The sequence below is a fragment of the Streptomyces sp. NBC_01237 genome (genome assembly GCF_035917275.1).
In the GTDB taxonomy this organism is placed as follows: Bacteria; Actinomycetota; Actinomycetes; order Streptomycetales; family Streptomycetaceae; genus Streptomyces.
Genome location: NZ_CP108508.1, coordinates 5,312,115 through 5,329,233, shown reverse-complemented (window position 1 = coordinate 5,329,233; position 17,119 = coordinate 5,312,115). Strand labels below are relative to the sequence as shown.

At 72.8% G+C, this 17,119-nt stretch carries 17 protein-coding genes; 9 read left to right on the top strand and 8 right to left on the bottom strand.

What is annotated here, in order from left to right; translation table 11 throughout:
• The first annotated feature begins 94 nt into the window (after window positions 1-94).
• Window positions 95-1,117: an EamA family transporter RarD gene (gene rarD / locus OG251_RS23765; protein WP_326679059.1), complete on the top strand. Its 1,023-nt coding sequence runs from the start codon at window positions 95-97 to the stop codon at window positions 1,115-1,117.
• On the opposite strand, the gene OG251_RS23760 is transcribed toward rarD, so the two are convergent.
• Window positions 1,060-2,493: an MFS transporter gene (locus tag OG251_RS23760; RefSeq protein WP_326681385.1), complete on the bottom strand. Its 1,434-nt coding sequence runs from the start codon at window positions 2,491-2,493 to the stop codon at window positions 1,060-1,062. The genes rarD and OG251_RS23760 overlap by 58 nt on opposite strands.
• A gap of 282 nt (window positions 2,494-2,775) precedes the next feature.
• Between OG251_RS23760 and OG251_RS23755 the strand changes: the two genes are divergently transcribed.
• The 3 genes from OG251_RS23755 (at window position 2,776) to OG251_RS23745 (ending at window position 5,670) form a co-directional block, all read left to right on the top strand.
• A complete protein-coding gene (locus OG251_RS23755) occupies window positions 2,776-3,285 on the top strand; it encodes a winged helix-turn-helix transcriptional regulator (protein ID WP_326679058.1) in 510 nt (169 codons plus the stop codon).
• Window positions 3,286-3,369: 84 nt separating this feature from the next.
• A complete protein-coding gene (locus tag OG251_RS23750) occupies window positions 3,370-5,130 on the top strand; it encodes an FAD-dependent monooxygenase (RefSeq protein ID WP_326679057.1) in 1,761 nt (586 codons plus the stop codon).
• Between the two features lie 18 nt (window positions 5,131-5,148).
• Window positions 5,149-5,670 (top strand): hypothetical protein, encoded by a 522-nt coding sequence (locus tag OG251_RS23745; protein WP_326679056.1) that lies wholly within the window; start codon window positions 5,149-5,151, stop codon window positions 5,668-5,670.
• A gap of 69 nt (window positions 5,671-5,739) precedes the next feature.
• On the opposite strand, the gene OG251_RS23740 is transcribed toward OG251_RS23745, so the two are convergent.
• Window positions 5,740-6,351: a CGNR zinc finger domain-containing protein gene (locus tag OG251_RS23740; RefSeq protein WP_326679055.1), complete on the bottom strand. Its 612-nt coding sequence runs from the start codon at window positions 6,349-6,351 to the stop codon at window positions 5,740-5,742.
• Window positions 6,352-6,373: 22 nt separating this feature from the next.
• On the opposite strand from OG251_RS23740, the gene OG251_RS23735 reads away from it, so the two are divergent.
• The 4 genes from OG251_RS23735 (at window position 6,374) to OG251_RS23720 (ending at window position 8,687) form a co-directional block, all read left to right on the top strand.
• Window positions 6,374-6,823, top strand: coding sequence for a VOC family protein (locus tag OG251_RS23735; RefSeq protein ID WP_326679054.1), 450 nt, complete (start codon window positions 6,374-6,376; stop codon window positions 6,821-6,823).
• Between the two features lie 102 nt (window positions 6,824-6,925).
• The gene (locus tag OG251_RS23730; protein ID WP_158074362.1) at window positions 6,926-7,099 is read left to right on the top strand and encodes a hypothetical protein; all 174 of its coding nucleotides are present in this window, start codon (window positions 6,926-6,928) and stop codon (window positions 7,097-7,099) included.
• 221 nt (window positions 7,100-7,320) lie between these two features.
• Window positions 7,321-7,680: a hypothetical protein gene (locus OG251_RS23725; protein ID WP_385888964.1), complete on the top strand. Its 360-nt coding sequence runs from the start codon at window positions 7,321-7,323 to the stop codon at window positions 7,678-7,680.
• A 200-nt stretch (window positions 7,681-7,880) separates the two neighbouring features.
• The gene (locus OG251_RS23720) at window positions 7,881-8,687 is read left to right on the top strand and encodes an HAD family hydrolase (RefSeq protein ID WP_326679053.1); all 807 of its coding nucleotides are present in this window, start codon (window positions 7,881-7,883) and stop codon (window positions 8,685-8,687) included.
• A gap of 19 nt (window positions 8,688-8,706) precedes the next feature.
• Here OG251_RS23720 and OG251_RS23715 read toward each other — a convergent pair whose 3' ends face one another.
• Both OG251_RS23715 and OG251_RS23710 read right to left on the bottom strand, forming a co-directional pair.
• A complete protein-coding gene (locus OG251_RS23715; RefSeq protein ID WP_326681383.1) occupies window positions 8,707-10,797 on the bottom strand; it encodes a SpoIIE family protein phosphatase in 2,091 nt (696 codons plus the stop codon).
• A gap of 284 nt (window positions 10,798-11,081) precedes the next feature.
• Complete coding sequence (locus tag OG251_RS23710) at window positions 11,082-11,882, bottom strand: SDR family NAD(P)-dependent oxidoreductase (protein WP_326679052.1); 801 nt, start codon at window positions 11,880-11,882, stop codon at window positions 11,082-11,084.
• 111 nt (window positions 11,883-11,993) lie between these two features.
• Between OG251_RS23710 and OG251_RS23705 the strand changes: the two genes are divergently transcribed.
• Entirely contained in the window at window positions 11,994-12,581 is a 588-nt protein-coding gene (locus OG251_RS23705; protein WP_326679051.1) for a TetR/AcrR family transcriptional regulator, read from the top strand.
• A 196-nt stretch (window positions 12,582-12,777) separates the two neighbouring features.
• Here OG251_RS23705 and OG251_RS23700 read toward each other — a convergent pair whose 3' ends face one another.
• From OG251_RS23700 to OG251_RS23685, 4 genes are all read right to left on the bottom strand, one after another.
• Window positions 12,778-13,368, bottom strand: coding sequence for a TetR/AcrR family transcriptional regulator (locus OG251_RS23700; protein WP_326679050.1), 591 nt, complete (start codon window positions 13,366-13,368; stop codon window positions 12,778-12,780).
• A gap of 242 nt (window positions 13,369-13,610) precedes the next feature.
• Window positions 13,611-14,588: an ABC transporter permease gene (locus tag OG251_RS23695; RefSeq protein WP_326679049.1), complete on the bottom strand. Its 978-nt coding sequence runs from the start codon at window positions 14,586-14,588 to the stop codon at window positions 13,611-13,613.
• Entirely contained in the window at window positions 14,575-15,699 is a 1,125-nt protein-coding gene (locus OG251_RS23690) for an ABC transporter ATP-binding protein (RefSeq protein ID WP_326679048.1), read from the bottom strand. Before OG251_RS23690 ends, OG251_RS23695 begins: the two co-directional genes overlap by 14 nt.
• Before the next feature lie 112 nt (window positions 15,700-15,811).
• Window positions 15,812-17,080 carry a LolA family protein gene (locus OG251_RS23685; RefSeq protein ID WP_326679047.1) on the bottom strand — a complete coding sequence of 423 codons (1,269 nt, stop codon included), beginning with the start codon at window positions 17,078-17,080 and terminating at the stop codon, window positions 15,812-15,814.
• Between the last annotated feature and the right edge of the window lie 39 nt (window positions 17,081-17,119).

Genomic DNA, 17,119 nt, shown 5'->3' with positions numbered 1-17,119 from the left:
AGTGTTTCCGTGAGACGGCTATGACACCCGGCCCTTCCGGCGCTACCTTCGTCCAGTCGGCCGATCCGTCGACGCAGGTACGCCGGGAGGGCCCGTGAAGGGGAAGACAGAGCAGCGAGCTGGCCTGCTGTACGGAATCGGCGCATACGGGATGTGGGGCATCGTCCCCCTCTTCTGGCCGTTGCTGGAGCCGTCCGGAGCGATGGAGATCCTCGCCCACCGGATGGTCTGGTCCCTGGGCGTCGTCGGCATCGCCCTGCTCGTCGTGGGCCGCTGGGCCTGGATCGGCGAGCTGATCCGCACCCCCCGCAAACTCGGCCTGATCGCCGTGGCGGCGGCGGTCATCACGGTCAACTGGGGCCTGTACATCTGGGCCGTCAACAACGGCCAGGTCGTGGAGGCTTCGCTCGGCTACTTCATCAATCCGCTGGTCACCATAGCCATGGGCGTCCTGCTGCTCGGCGAGCGGCTGCGCCCCGTCCAGTGGGCCGCGGTCGCGACCGGCGTCCTCGCCGTGCTGGTGCTCGCGATCGGGTACGGCCGCCCGCCCTGGATCTCGCTGGCACTGGCCTTCTCCTTCGCCACGTACGGCCTGGCGAAGAAGAAGGTCAACCTGGGCGGCCTGGAATCACTGGCCGCCGAGACCGCGGTGCTCTTCCTGCCCGCGCTCGGATTCCTGCTGTGGCTCGGGGCCCGGGGCGAGGCGACGTTCACGTCCGGTGGCGCGGGGCACGGGGTGCTGCTCGCCGCGACGGGCATCGTCACGGCGGTGCCGCTGGTCTGCTTCGGTGCGGCGGCGATCCGGGTGCCGCTCTCCACCCTGGGGCTGTTGCAGTACCTGGCCCCGGTCTTCCAGCTCGTGCTCGGCATCCTGTACTTCCACGAGGAGATGCCGCCCGAGCGGTGGTCCGGGTTCGCGCTGGTCTGGCTGGCACTGTCGCTGCTGACCTGGGACGCGTTGCGGACGGCGCGGCGCAACCGGGCCGAGGCGGTGCGCCTGGCCGCGGCGGCGACGGATCCCGCGGCGACGGACCCGGCGGCGGCCGCCACCGCCGTGGCTCACGGTACGGGGACGGCGCCCGGCGCCACGGCCCCGGAACGGGCACCGAGCTCCTGATGTGACCCGGTGACCGGCGGCCTCGTCCCCTTGCGCCGGCGCAGCCCCAGCGCGGTGATCAGGGCGCCCAGCACCACCATCACCACCGGCACCACCAAAGCCGCGCGGAAGGCGGTCAGGGTCGCCCCGGCGGAGCCGTCCGCCCCGGCCGAGGCGATCCCGTACACCGCCGTCACCGCGGAGATGCCGACCGCCGAGCCGAACTGGGTCGAGGTGTGCAACAGCCCTCCCGCCAGGCCCTGTTCGCTGTCGGGCACACCGTCCGTCGCCGCGATCGAGAGCGGCCCGTACGCGAGGGCGAAGGCCATACCGGTGAGGAACAGGGTCGGGAGCATCGCCGCGTACGACCAGTCGAGCCCGACCGGCAGGAACAGCCCGTACGAGGCGACGGCGAGGACGAAGCCGCCGAGGACGACCTTGGTGTTGCCGTAGCGGTCGACCAGGCGCGGGGTGAGGGTCGGCGCGAGGACCGCGTCGGAACCCATCACCACCAGGGCCAGCGCGGTCTGGAGCGAGGACCAGCCGCGCAGTTCCTGGAGGTACAGGGTCATCACGAACTGGAAGCCGAAGAAGGAGCCCACGAAGAGCAGCGCTCCGAGGTCGGCCCGGATCATCGCGGCCCGGCGCAGCATCGACAGCCGGACCAGCGGCGCGGACGCGCGCCGTTCGATCGCGACGAACAGCGGGACGAGGACCAGCCCGGCGGCGAACGCCCCGGCCGTCCACAGCCACCCGTCGAGACCGTGCTCCAGCCGCACGATCCCGTACGCGAGCAGCAGCATCGCCCCGGCCGCCGCGACGGCGCCCGGCAGGTCGAAGCCGCCGGTGCGGACCGGACGCGGTTCGACGGGGACGGTCCGCAGCGCGGCGATCAGGAGGAGCGCGGCCAGCAGCACCGGCGCGAAGAACACCCAGCGCCAGCCGAGCTGGGTGAGCAGCCCGCCGATGACGAGCCCCAGCGAGAAGCCGCCGGCCGCCGTGCCCGCGAAGACGAGCAGCGCCTTGTTGCGCTGCGGGCCCTCCGCGTACGAGGTGGTGATCAGCGACATGGCCGCAGGGGTCATGAAGGCCGAGGCCACTCCGGTGACGAAGCGGGCGACGACCAGCATCCAGCCCTCGGTGGCGAAGCCGCCCAGCCCGGAGAAGAGCAGGAAGACGGTGAGCCAGACGAGGAACATGCGGCGCCTGCCGAGCAGATCGGCCGCCCGCCCCCCGAGGAGGGTGAAGCCCGCGTAGCCGAGGACGTAGGCGCTCATCACCCAGGCCGTGGTGCCGGTCGACAGGCCGAGGTCGGACCTGATGGAGGGGACGGCCACGGCGAGCATGGCGACGTCGATGCCCTCCAGGAAGATCGTGCCGCACAGGACGAGCAGCAGGAGCCTGGCGCGGAGCGAAAACCCGGAAGTAGAACCGGAAGCGGAACGGGGCCCGGAAGCGGAACCGGAACCGGGCCCGGAGCGGGAAGCGGAACCGGAATCGGGTCCGGAAGCGCGTCCGGAGTCGGGATCCGGTGCCGGCGCGGCCGGTGCGGGTGGCGTGGGTACGTCGGCAGACACAGGTGTCCCCTTCCGGGACCGGCCGGACAGCCGGGTCGGTTACGCACAAGAGGGTCGGTTCCCTCTTGTAACCATGGGAATCCTGCGCCACCATCAGATGCCATGGAAGTAGGCACTTTTAAGTCACCGAGTCACTCCGAAGGCACCGTGAGCGGGGCCGCGACGGAGAAGGCGGGCGCGACCGCAGGCGCAGCCGCAGCCGTGAGCGACGACGGGCATCTGACCGGCGGCGACCCCGATCCGTTCCAGTGGGACACCCGCGAGGGCTGCGAGGTACGGCAGATCCTCGACCGGGTCGCGGACAAGTGGTCACTGCTGGTCATCGCCCTGCTCGACCGCCGCAAGCTCCGCTTCACCCAGCTGCGCCGGGAGATCGACGGCATCAGCCAGCGGATGCTCACCGTCACCCTGCGCCAGCTGGAGCGCGACGGCCTGGTCGAGCGGACGGTCCACGCGGTCGTCCCGCCCCGCGTGGAGTACGAGCTCACCCCGCTCGGCGGCACGCTGCACACCACCATCCGCTCCCTGGTCACCTGGACCGAGGAGCACCAGAACGAGATCGCGGCGGCGCGGGCCTCGTACGACGGGCGGGCGGCCCTGGAGGACCACTGACACCCACACAATAGTTACCGGGTTGCTTTTCTTACTCGGTTGCGTTTTCCTGGGTGCTCCGGAAACGCGAACCGAGGAGCAGGCATGACCGACACGGCCGGCACACTGACGGACGTACTGATCGTGGGCGCGGGCCCGACCGGGCTGACCCTGGCGTGCGATCTCGCCCGGCGCGGCATCGCCGTACGGATCGTCGACAAGTCCCCCGCGTACCCGCGCAGTTCGCGCGCCAAGGGGCCCAACCCCCGCTCCCTGGAGGTCCTGGCGGACCTGGGGGTCATCGACGAAGTGCTGGCCGCCGGCTCGGCGCCGCTGCCGATGCGCAAGTACCGGGACCGGCTGCCGGTCATGGACACCGATCCGTACGCGGACAGCGCCCCGACACCGGACGCACCGTACGACCGGGGGTGGCTGATCGCCCAGTGGCGGCTGGAGGAGGTCCTGCGTGACCGGCTGGCCGCGTCCGGGGTCCGCGTCGAACTGGGCGCCGAGGCCGTGGGCATCACGCAGATCGCGCGGGCGGACGGGGAAGGCGGCGAGGGCGGGGAGAGGGACGCGTCCGGAGAGGTGGACGGGGAGAAGGACGCGGACGGGGAAACGGGCGGGGACGGGGAAACGGGCGGGGGCGGGGAAACGGGCGGCCACGTCACCGTGACGTTCGCCGCCGGTCCCCCCGTCCGGGCGCGGTACGTGGTCGGGTGCGACGGCGCCCACAGCCCCGTACGCAAGCTCCTCGGGATCGGCTTCGACGGGGAGACGCACGCCGAACAGATGATGGTCTGCGGCGATGTCGCCCTCACGGACGGAGTGCTGGACCGCGACCGCTGGCACCAGTGGTTCGACGAGGACGGTGCGGTCATGCTCTGCCCCATCCCCGGTACGCCCTCGGGGTGGTGGTTCCAGGCCGGGCCCGAGCGCGACCGGGAGGGCCGCCCTCTCGCCCCGTCGCAGGACGGGTTCCGGCGGCTGCTCACCCGGCACACCGGACTGCCGGGCAGCCACCTCACCGACGCCACCCTCCTGTCGACGTACCGCGTCAACGTCCGCCTGGCCGACCGCTACCGGGTGGGCCGGGTCTTCCTGGCCGGGGACTCCGCGCATGTGCACGCGATCGCGGGCGGCCTCGGCATGAACACCGGCATCCAGGACGCCTTCAACCTGGGCTGGAAGCTCGCCCATGTACTGGCCGGGCGGGCGGCGGCGGGGCTGCTGGACACCTACGAGGAGGAGCGGCTGCCGGTCGCCGCCCAAACCCTGGACCTGACGTCGGAGAGGCTGCGGGCCACGCTGGCGGCGATCAGGAAGCCCGGCGGCGGCCTGGACTCGGCGATCACTCCGGAGACGGCCGGGCTCGGCACCGGCTACCGGTGGAGTTCACTGGCCGCCGAGGACCGCGACGCGCCGGGCGGCCAAGGCCCCGAAGACGGCCCGCACTCCGGCGACCGGGCTCCGGACGCCCCCTGCCTCGCCGCCGCGACGGGCGCGCCGACCAGCCTGTTCCGCACCTTCGCCGGACCGCACCTGACCGTGCTCGGCTTCGGCCCCGGCAGCACGACGGCGCTGCGGGAGGTGACGGCCGCGTACGGGGACAGTGGCGCGGTACGGGCCTGCCGGGTGTACGGAGCGGGGGAGACGCCCGGCACCGAGGCGCACGCGCTGATCGACCACCAGGGGTACGCGCGGGCGGCGTACGGGGTCGGCGGCTCCGGCGCGGTCGTCGTGATCCGGCCCGACAACCACGTGGGGATCGTCGCCCCGGCGGACGCCCCCCGCGCCGTACGGGAGTACCTGGACCGGCTGCACCGGGCGGACGGTGCCGTCGGCATGGTGGACGCCGTGCGGTAAGGCTGGTTGAGTGCCGGGATGGGGACAGTTCTCAAGGGCATGAGCAACGTTCAGTGGCACGAACTCCAGCATGCCCGCGGCTCCGCGTCCCAGGTCCCCGGGATGCTGTCGCGGATCGCCTGGGGCGACGCCCCGACCGCCGAGGACGCGCTGAGCGATCTGGAGCAGTGGATCGGGGCGATGGCGGTCTTCGACGCGACCGTGGCCACGGTGCCGTTCCTGTGGGAGCTGGCCGCCACGGAGACGGTCAGGGACCGGGCCGGAGTACTGGAGCTGCTGAGGACGATCCTCTCCGCCGGGCATCATCACCACCCCGAGTGGGCGCGCGGGGCGCACGAAGCGGTTGTGGCGGGGCGCGCGACGGCCGAACGGCTGGCCTCGGCACCGGTGCCCCGTCGGCAGTCGGCGCCGGCGCCGGCACCTGGACCGGCACCACAGGCGCCGTCCCGGGCGAAGGCGGCGGCGGAGCTGCTGGCCGCGATCGATGGACACGTCTGCGCGGCCTGCCCCCGTACGGAACCCGAACCTCACGAAGCCTGATCCGTACGAAGCCCGATCCGTCCGGAGCCCGACCGTCACGGACCCCGATCCGTACGGAGCGGCTTCGCCTCACTCGCCCGTGTCGGTCAGCCGGGCTCGGTGGGCGCGCACCTTGTGCCGGTTCCCGCAGCGCTCCATCGAGCACCAACGCCGCCTGCCGGGGCGGGAGGTGTCGACGAAGAGCAGGCGACAGTCAGGGGCCCCGCACTCCCGGACCCGGTGGGCGTACGGTCCGGTGAACAGGTCCACGGCATCGCGGGCGACCGTCGAGAGCAGTTGGGAGCCGGTGGCCCCGGGGGCCCAGTCCCGGCCGCCGCCCCCGGTCAGCCGGGCCGTCAGGGGCGGGTGCGCGGCGGCGTCGTTCACCGCGTCGAGGTCGGCCGGGTCCGGCTCGCGGCCGTGCGCCCGGTCGGCGGCCAACCGCCACAGGGCATCGCGCAGTTCACGGGCGGCGGACACCTCTGCCGCGGTCACCGTGAGCCGCAGTCCGCCGGCCAGCCTGCTCTCCGCCGCCCACCCGGTCAGATCCACCGGCTCGTTCAGCACCTCGAAGCGGGCGAGCGGGCCGGGGCCGCCGGTGGGCAGCAACTCCAGGCACAGGGAGCCGGGATCGAAGCGGAACGAGCTGCCGTCCGGGTGCCTGAGAGACATCCCCGGCGCGCCCGTTGCCCTCTCAGTCATGTAACCACTATAAACAGTTTCCATGACCCTGCACTGGAAACTCGTCATCGACAGCGCCGACCCGCACGCCCAGGCCGGCTTCTGGGCCGAGGCCCTGGGCTACCTCGTCGAGGACAACAGCGCCCTGGTCGAGCAGTTGCTCGCGGCCGGGGCCGTGCCCGAGACCATCACCGTCCACGCCCACGGCCGCCGCGCCTGGCGCGATCTCGCGGCAGCACGCCACCCGGACGATCCGTACGAGGAGTTGAGCGGTACGGGACAGGGGCGGCGGCTGCTCTTCCAGCGGGTACCGGAACCGAAAACGGTGAAGAACCGCCTCCACATCGACGTGCACGCCGCCCCGGGACAGCGCGACGCGGAGGTGGCACGACTGCGGGAACTGGGCGCGAGCCTGCTGCGCACGGTGGAGGAACCGGGCGGGAGTTGGCTCGTCCTCAGCGACCCGGAGGGCAATGAGTTCTGCGTCCAGTAGGGGTGCGTCCGGGCGGAAGGGGCCGCTGCGGGTGGGCGGCTCCGGGGTGATCTGCGGGACCGCACCATGCCCGCTGTCAGTGCGGTGCCCTAACGTGGGCGGATGACTACTGCCGATCACGCTTCCGAGCCCGCGCCGGGCTACCGCCGTTTCGCGGGTGACTGCGCCGCGTGCGGAATCGGCCTCCAATGGGAGGCGTACAGCCGTACCCAACTGGTGGACAGCGAAGGGCTCACCCACTGCGTGCCCCAGCAGGGCCCCCACGTGGTGCGGTAGCCCCCGTCCCCGTCCCCGTGTCCCCGCCCTCGCCCTCGCCGAGGGAGGCACCCGCGCACGCACTCACAGAGCCCCGGCGAGGCCCTGCGGGTGCGCCGCACGGCCGCGAAGCCCGAAGGGTCCCTCGTACGAGTGATGCAAGATCGTTTCTGCGGCGTTCGGAGGCCCCCTCAAGATCGTTCCGGGGAAAACTGGGGCGGCCCGACCGAACCCGAACACGAATGGGACGATCTTCCATGCGCCTGCGCGCCCTCGCCACCGCCGCCGCCTGCGGCCTCGCCGTGCTCCTCGCCGCTCCCGGCTCCGCCTCGGCGGCCGACGGCGACTTCACGTACCGCTACAGCGACCTGGGCGGCACCCCGCACATCGGCGGTCTGATCGACCCGCCGAGCGGGGTCTGCATCACCCTGCCCGAGGTCGAGCACCCGTGGACCGAGCCCGCCCACTCGCCGCGCAACAACACCGGCTCCACGGCCACGGTCTTCGCCGATGCCGACTGCGAGGGCCCCTACTTCAGCCTCCGGCCGAACGGCGGCCACGCCTCCGAGCGCCTCAAGGTCCGCTCCGTGGTGTTCAGCTGACCGGAGCCGCCTTCCGGGGGCCCACGCCCCTGACTGCTCACTGAGCGCTCACTGATGGCTCCTGGGCTCCTGGGCTCCTGGGCTCCTGGGCTCCTGGGCTCCTGGGCTCCTGCGAAGATCCGGTACGACGCCGAAGGGCGCACGTACCGGATCTTTTCGGGTCGCGCAAGGGGCCATCGGTGGCCTCCTAGGCTGGGTCCATGCCCACGCCACCCGCATATGCCCTTGTCGCCACGGACCTGGACGGCACCCTGCTGCGCCCGGACGACACCGTGAGCCCGCGCTCCCGCGCCGCCCTCGCCCTGGCCTCCTCGGCCGGAGCCCGGCACCTGATCGTCACCGGGCGGCCGGTACCCGGCATACGGCGGCTGCTCGCGGACCTGGACTACCGCGGCCCGGTCGTCTGCGGGCAGGGAACCCAGGTGTACGACGCCGGACCGGACCGCATGCTCCACTCGGTGCCCCTCGACCGGGACCTGGCCGATGCCGCGCTCGGCAAGATCGAGGCGGAGGTCGGCGCGGTCTTCGCCGCCGTGGACCAGGACGGCCCCGACGGCCGGACCCTGATCGAACCGGGCTACCGGATGCCGCACCCCACGCTCCCCGCACTACGGGTCGGGCGTCGTACGGACCTGTGGGCGGAACCGGTCATCAAGGTCCTGGTACGGCACCCGGAGCTCGGCGACGACGCGCTGACGGCCGCCGCCCGCGCGGCCGTGGGTGATCTGGCGACCGTCACGATGGCGGGCCCCGGCACGGTCGAACTGGCCCCGTACGGCGTGGACAAGGGCACCGGGTTCGCGCTGGCCGCCGAAGTGCTGGAGCTCGATCCGGCCCGCGCGGTCGCGTTCGGCGACATGCCCAACGACCTGCCGCTGTTCCGCCTCTCCGGACACGGGGTGGCGATGGCCGGCGCGCACCCGCAGCTGAGGGCGGCGGCCGACGAGGTGACCCTGTCCAACCTGGACGACGGCGTCGCGGTGGTGCTGGAACGCCTCTTCGGCTGAAAGCGGGGTTCCTGGCGGTTCACTCCCCCGGCGGTCGGCCGGGGACCTCACCGCCCCGGCGGTCGGCCGGGGGGTCCGGCTCCCCCGCCGGCCGGCCGCGTCCGGCGCTCGCGGGGCCCGGGGGCGCGGGAAGGTCCTGCTCGGTCCACAGCGTCTTGCCCTGCGGACCGTGCCGGGTGCCCCAGTGCGTGGCGAGCTGGGAGACGATGAACAGCCCCCGGCCGCCTTCGTCGGCGGTCCGGGCGTGGCGCAGATGCGGCGCCACCTCGCTGCTGTCGTGCACTTCGCAGGTGAGGGTGGCGCCCAGCAGCAGGCGCAGCCGCAGTGGCGGGGTGCCGTAGCGGACGGCGTTGGTGACCAGCTCGCTGACGATCAGTTCGGTCGCGTCGATGGTGTCCTCGTCCAGGTTCCAGCCCTGGAGCCGGTCGCGTACGAGGACCCGGGCCGTGGCGGGGGTCGTACGGTCGTGCGGCAGGTCCCAGGTCGCGACCCGGTTCGCCGGAACGGTGCCCGTGCGGACGAGGAGCAGCGCGGCGCCGTCGGGTCGGGAGCCGGCCGGGAGTCCGTAGACGACGGCGTCGCACAGCTCCGCCAGGCCGCGTCCGGGCTCGGCGAGCGCTTCGCGGATGCGAGCGGCGGCATCGGCGTCGGGCAGCAGGGCCTCGGTGCAGAACGCGAGGAGGCTGCCCTCTTCGAGGATGAGGGTGGCCGTCGCGAAGGGCGCGCTGTCGGCGGAGAAGAGGCCGGGTCCTTCGGGTACGTCGAGGGGCCGCGCACTCCCGTCGGGGGCGACGACGACGGGCGCCGGGTTCCCGGCCCGCGCGAGGGTGCAGGTACGGGTGAACGGGTCGTAGACCGCGTACACACAGGCCGCCGCCAGCGGTTCGTCGTGCAGGGCGTCGGCCCGGGGCAGGGCCGCCCGTTCGACGGCGAGGCGTTCGGCCGTGTCGTTCAGCCGGGCCAGCATCTCGTCGGGCTCCAGGTCGAGACCGGCCAGCGCCTGGATGACCGTGCGCAACTGCCCCATGGCGATGGCCGTCTGGAGACCCTGCCCCGCCACACTTCCGACGACGAGGGCGGTGCGGGCGCCGGACAGCGCGATGGTGTCGAACCAGCAGCCGCTGTCGCGTCCGGGCAGCAGGACATGGGCCGTCTCGACGGCGGCCTGGTCCCCGTCGTACTGCGGGAGCAGCCGGCGCTGGACCGTCGAGGCGATCACATGGTCGCGCTCGTAGCGGCGGGCGTTGTCGATGCTCAGCGCGGTGCGGGTGGCCGCCGTCCGGGCGAGGGAGACGTCGTGCTCGTCGTAGGGCTCGGTGTCCCCGCACCGGTAGAGGCTCAGCAGCCCGAGGACCGCGCCGCGCAGCGTCAGGGGGACCGCGATCAGCGAGTGGGCGTCGGCCGACCTGATCAGACGGGCACTGTCCGGGTCCGCGTCCAGCCACGCGGTGTCCGGCGTGAGCTGGACGAGCCGGGGCCGGAGGTCGGACACCGCCAGCGCGTACGGCGTACGGAAGGAGAGGTGGCGGGTACCGCCGTCCGGGTCGGCCCGGCGCAGCGGGACATCGGGTCCGAGCGGTCCCACCGGCGGCTCCGCACCGCGCAGGACGTCGTCCACCACCTCGACCACGGCCAGATCGGCGAACTCCGGCACCAGGGCCCCGACGAGTGCCCGGCAGGTCTCCGCCACATCGAGCGATCCGCCCACCGCCTCACGTACCGCCGCCAGACATTCCTCCCGGCAGCGCGCCCGCTCCCGCTCGGTGACATCGACGACGGCCGCCAGCAGGCCCAGGGGCCGGTCGCCGGGACCGTCGAGGCGGTACGCGGACACCTTGAAGCTGCGGTCCGCTCCAGGGAGCCGCCTGAGCCGGCCGCGGACCAGACGGCCGTGCACGGGGCCTTCGCCGGCGAGCACACCGCGCAGTACCTCGTCCGCCAGGTCCGGCCTGTCGAGGCGGTACACATCGGTGAAGTGATCACCGATCATCTCCTGGACGTGGGCGGCGTCGACGAGGGAGTTGGCCCGCACCACCCGCAGGTCCGGATCGAGCACGACCAGGCCCACCGCGGACTGGGCGAACAGCGTGTCGAGGAGGGCCGTGTCCAGGACGGCAGGGGCGCCCGGAACGGTGAACGCATCCGGGGCGGCGGAGCCGTCGGAAGCGGAGACATCGGAGGCGGAGACATCCGGCGCCGTCCCGGCGGCTCGCGTTCCCTCAGCTGCCGGTCCCTCGGCGTCCGACACGGCTTCACCCCGCCCTCAGGCTCTCCGGCGCACCGGGTGGACCCCCACGCGCCAGAACAGCATCACCCGCCACACGCCCCCCTGCCACCGGATGGCGGCAGCCGGGTGGCTCCAACCGGGTGGCGCGCTTCCGGGCCCGGGCGGGCTCAGGCGGGCGGCAGCATGGCGCGTCGTCCCGGGACCGCCGGGGACTGGATGGTCATACCGCCGTCGACCACCAGGAGTTGGCCGGTGAGGTAGCGGGATTCGTCGGAGGCGAGGAAGACCATGGTGTGGGCGATGTCCTCGGGGCTGCCGAGGTAGGGCAGCGCGTTGTAGCCCTTGAGCGCCTCGATGACGTCGCCGGGGAGGTTGTCCCGCAGGGCGGGGGTCATGACCGCCCCGGGGGCCACCGCGTTGCACCGCACGCCGTGGGGGCCGTACTGGACCGCGATCGACTTGGTGAGGTTGACGACGGCGGCCTTCACCGCGCCGTAGGAGATCTGCAGGACGTCGCCGACCAGTCCGGCCACCGACGCGGTGTTGATGATGGACCCGCCCCCGGCCTCGATCATGTGCGGGACGGCGTGCCGGGAGCCGAGGAGCGTACTGCGCACATTGAGGGCGACGGCCCGCTCGAACTCGTCCATGTCCAGCCGCAGCAGGTCCAGGTCCTTCCGGGGGTCGCTGCCGCCGACGTGGTTGCAGAGCACGTCCAGGCTGCCGAACTCCCCCACCGCGGCCGCCACCGCGGCGGCGGTGGAGGCGTCGTCGGTGACATCGACGGTGACGGGCAGGGCCCGGCCGCCGGCGGCCTCGATCAGACGGGCGGTCTCCTCCGCCGCGGCCGTGTCGTGGTCGGCGGCCACCACGCGTGCCCCCTCGCGGCTCATCAGCTCGGCGGCCGCCCGGCCGATGCCGCTGCCCGCGCCCGTGATGAGTGCGGTCCTGTCCTTGAGACGGTCCATCGCTCTGCTCCTCGCCCGCTCGTCCGACGGTTGTCAACATTGATGACAACCAAGACGACCACCGTAAGTCATCTATGATGACTTTTCCAACGAGCGACGGAGGCACCAGCCGTGACCGAGCCGCAGCGGGCCCCCCGGCCACGCCGATCCGCAGCCCTGACCAGGCAGGAGATCCTCGACGCCGCGCGCGAGCTGTTCACCCGCGACGGCCTCGCCGCGGTCGGCATCCGAGCGGTAGCCGCGCGGGCCGGTGTCGACGCGGCCCTGGTCATCCGCCACTTCGGCTCCAAGGAACAGCTCTTCGTGGAGGCGATGTCCGTCGACCTCCCGGCCACCCGGATCATGGAGGGCCCGCTGGAGGGAATGGGGCGGGCGCTGGTGGAGCATGTGGTGGACCTCTCCGCGTCCACCGCGGGGGCGCTGGCCGTGGCCTCGCTCGCCGCGCTCTTCCGGGCCTCCGACCGGGCCGAGGTGCAGCGGACCCTGCGCGCGACGATCGAGCGCTCCTTCGCCGCGCCGCTCGTCCACCGCCTCGGCGGCGAGGACGCCGAGCTGCGCGCCCACCTGGTGGCGGCCCAGATCGGCGGCCTGCTCACCTCCCTGCACGTGGTGGAGGACGCCGTACTGACGCACGCCGACCGCGCGGCCCTGGCCGCGCACTACGGAGACGCCGTCCAGCGGCTGATCGACGGCGGCTGAGCTACGGCTGACCGGCGGCTGAACAGGACCGCGGACGGCGGGACGGACAGCGGGACAGGCCGGCGGACAGCCGGACAGCAACCCCGTCGCGGCGCCTGAGCCCCATGACGGCACACCCCCGGGCCGTCGACGCGCGGGAGACCGCACCGAAGCCAATAGCCCACCAGCGGCCCGCCAGCAGCCCGCCAGCAGCCCGCTAGTAGTCCCGCGCCCCCAGCGAGCGCAGCACATGCGCCACGAGCGCGGCGATCGTCGCCTCGTCCTGGGGCGGCTTGCGCAGCAGATGGCGGTAGTAGAGGGGGCCGTAGAGCATCTCGACCGCCAGTGGAAGGTCCGCGTCCGCCGGGATCTGGCCCCGTTCCTGAGCACTGCGCAGCCGTCCCACCGCACCCTCGACGCGCGGTCCGACCAGCTGATCCCTGACCGCCTCCGCGAGGACGTCGTCATGGTGGACCTCGGAGAGGATGCCCGCGTACGCCGGACCGTACGGCGGTGTCGAGAGCAGCTTCACCGCGCCCGTCACATGGGTGCGCAGGTCGGCGCCGATGTCGCCGGTGTCGACGAACGGGGTCGCGTCGACCAGGGCCTCGGCGAACGCCTCCAGCAGCACCGCGCCCTTCGACGGCCACCAGCGGTAGATCGTCTTCTTGCTCACACCGGCGCGGGCCGCGATGGCCTCGACCGTGACGCGGCCGTAGCCCTTCTCCGTACACAGGTCGAGCGCGGCCTGAAGGGTCGCGCGTCGTGATCTCTCGCTGCGGCGCACGGAACTCGGCGATGTGATCATTCGGTGAGCATAGGGGTCTTCAAGCCATCTCTTGTTGACAGGTCGTCGCCAGAAGTCGAACAATACCCAGGCGGAAACGGAACGTACCGTGTCGTGTCGTTCCCTTTGCCCGCACCGTTCGTGCCGTTCGTGCCGCGACGAGCCGATCGGGGGACGGCTCGCCCGGCCGACGGCACGGACGGGCCCGCACCGGCCGGAACAAGCCAGTGCAGCCTCGGCATCGAGCATCCGGAGCCCCGCGCTCAGGCAGTGATGTCCTTGGCCGTGAAACGCGCCCAGGCCGCCGAGCCGAACACCGCCGCGTACAGACCCTGCAGGCCGAGGTTCTTGATGACGTCGTCCCAGTGGACGGGGTCGCGCAGCAGGTCCGCGAAGGACAGCCAGTAGTGCGGGAAGAGATAGGGGTGCAGAGCGCTCAGCTGCGGGATCGAGCCCAGGATCTGCACCGTGATCAGCACACCGACCGTGGCCGCCATCGCCGCGATCCCGCTGCCGGTCAGCGTGGAGATGAACAGGCCCAGCGCCGCGAAGCCGATGAGTGAGGCCGCGACCACCACCGCGATCAGTCCGGCCCGCACCAGCCCCTCGCCGAAGCCGATCCGGGTCCCGGAGATCGTGGTGACCTCGCCGAGGGGGAAGAGCAGCGCCCCCACGGCCAGCGCCGATGCCGCCACGACCAGCGTCGCGACCAGGCAGAAGATGAGCACGGAGGCGTACTTGGCGAGCAGCAGCCGGGTCCGGCCCGCCGGGGCGACCAGCAGATAGCGCAGGGTGCCGCCGCTCGCCTCCCCCGCGATCGAGTCGCCCGCGACGACGCCGACGGCCATCGGGAGGAAGACCGGGAGCGTCGCGGCGAGGGCGGCGAAGACGAGGAAGAGCCCGTTGTTGGTGACCTGGGTGAGGAAGGCCGGGCCCGCCGCGCCCACGGGGCCGCCGTCAGCGCCGTCGCCGCCGCCCGTCTCGATCCGGACCGCGATCCCGATCAGTACGGGAACGGCGGCGAGCACCCCGAGCAGGGTGAGGGTCCGCCAGCGGCGCAGGATGGTGGTGACTTCGGAACGGAGGATTCCGAACGTCCACAGCGGGTTGCGGTGCACGCTCACGCCCCGCACGCCGCCGCCTTCACCCCGTACGCCGCCGCCTTCATCCCGTACGCCGGTTGCTTCACCTCGTACGCCGTCCGCTTCACCCCGTACGCCGGTTGCTTCAGCCCGCGACATCGAATCCCTCTCCGGTCAGTGCGACGAAGGCGTCCTCCAGCGAGGCCCGTTCGACGCCGAAGGACCGCACCCGGACGCCGCCGCGTACCAGGGCGGCGTTGAGGTCGGCGAGTTCCGTGCCGCCGGGCGGGGCGTCACCGGTCAGCCGCTCGCCGTCGGTGCTCAGGCCGGTGATCCCGTGTTCCTTGAGGATGCGGGCGGCGTCGCCCGGGTCGGGGGTGGTGACGGCGAGCCGGCCGCGGGTGCCGGCGAGGTCGCCGACGGGCCCCTGCACGATCAGCCGGCCGCGGGCCATCACCGCGGCGTGCGTGCAGACCTGTTCGATCTCGTCCAGGAGGTGGGAGGAGAGGAAGACCGTGGTGCCCTCGGCCGCCAGCTCCCGGATCAGGGAACGGATCTCCCGCATGCCCTGCGGGTCCAGGCCGTTGGTGGGCTCGTCCAGGACGAGCAGGCGGCGCGGCTGGAGCAGGGCGGCGGCGAGCCCGAGGCGCTGTTTCATGCCGAGCGAGTACGCCTTGGCCTTCTTGCCCGCGGCGGCGGCGAGCCCGACCCGGTCCAGGGCGTGCGCGACGCGGGCGCGGCGGGTACGCGGGTCGGCGGCCGGGTCGGCGGAGTCGTAGCGCACGAGGTTCTCCCGGCCGGACAGGAAGCCGTAGAGGGCCGGGCCCTCGATCAGCGCGCCGACCTGCGGGAGCACGGTACGGGCGCCAGCCGGCATCGGACGGCCGAGGACACGGGCGGTGCCGGACGTCGGGTCGATGAGGCCCATGAGCATCCGGATCGTGGTGGTCTTCCCGGAGCCGTTGGGGCCGAGGAAGCCGAAGACGCTGCCGCCGGGGACGGTGAGGTCGAGGCCGTCGACGGCGAGCTGGCCGCCCCGGTAGCGCTTGGTGAGACCCCGGGTCTCGATCACGGCCGCCGCGTCCCCTGCCGCCGCCACATCCCCGGCAGCCCTGGTCACGTCCCCGGAAGCCCTGTCGTTCCCGACGGTCACATCCCCGGCAGCCCTGTCGTCACCTGCGGTCACGTCCCCGGCCGCCGTCCCGCCGGAAGCCGCCGTCACCCCTCCGGCCGTCGCCCGTCCGTCCGCGGCCGCCTCTGTCCCGGTCATGCGTACCCCTCGAAGCTCGGTTCGGCCCGGCCCGGCTCGGCGGGCCGCCCCGTCGCGCGGTGCGCGCGGCGGGGCGGCGTCGTTCACCGCGGGCAGTGAAGCACCCCGGCGCCTACTTGGCGCCGTTGGCCGCCTGCACCAGCGCGTCCTTCGTCACCGCTCCGACGTAGACCGTGCCGTCGTCCGTCAGCAGGGCGTTCACCAGACGGGTCTTGAAGACCGTGCCCGAACCGAACTTCCCGGTGACCTTGTCACCCAGGGCGTCCAGGAAGCCCTGGGCCTCGGCCGGAATGTCGCCCGAGCCCTGCGAACCGCCGGTGGGCAGGCCCGAACCGCCAGGGGTCTTGATCTGGGCGACCGAGGTCCAGCCCTCGCCGATCACGTTCAGCCCCTGTGAGCCGTCCAGGCCCTCCAGGCCCTTCAGGCCGCCCAGCTCGGCGAGGCCCTCCGGTGCCTTCCCCTCTCCGCCCTGCTGCTCCGCCGCATCCTTCAGGTCGTCCGCCTCGGTCACCTTCGCGCCCTTGGGCGGGGTGAAGGAGAACGAGGAGGCGTCGGGCCGGGAGAAGTCGACCTTGGTGAATCCGGCGTCGACCACGGCCTTGCCGCCACCGTTCGCGGAGAGGGTGAACTTCAGCGGGACGCCGTTGGCCGCGTCCACCGCGACCCGGACCGACGCGACCGTCGAACCGGTCTGCTTCGGCTTGATCAGCAGCTGGTACGCGTCGCGCCCGGCCACCCGCGACGTGCCGTCGACGGTGACCGAGGTGGTGTCCCCGGCCGCCGCGAGTGCCTGCTCGGCGAACTCCTTCGGAGTGGTCGGCACTCCCGCGGGCGCCCTGTGCTCCTTCTTCTGCTTCTGCTGCTCGGCGTCCGCCGCGGCGTGGTACGCCTCGCCGGACTTGCTGTCGTACGCCCAGACCTCGCCCTTGTTGTGGATGAGGCTGTACTCGGCGGCGTTCCCGAGGATCGAGAGCCGCTGCTTGTCGGGGCCGTCGGCCGCCACCCGCAGCGTGTGCGTACCGGAGGCCAGCTCCATCAGCTTGTCCTCCGGAGCGGCGGAACCGCCGCCGTCCGTACCGGCGCCGCCCGGGGCGAAGGAGCCCGCGAGCCCGCCGAGGGACGGGATACCGAGGTCGGTGCTGATCTTGAGCGTGCCGGACAGCTGCTGCTCGTCCGAGGCGGCGATCTTCTCGATGAGTTCCTGTGCGCTGATCTTCGGCAGCTCGGGGTCACCGGAGTCCGCGAGGGCCGGGACGAGCCCGATCGTCGCGGCCGCCACCCCCGCCACCGCGACGGGGACGATGTATCGCGCGGCCTTGCGACGGCCCACGACAGTGCCCGTGGCCTTGCCGGTGGTCTCTGCGCTGTCGTTCGGTGCCATGTGTGCCTTACCTCCGTGGTCGGCGGCGTCCGTCCGGTT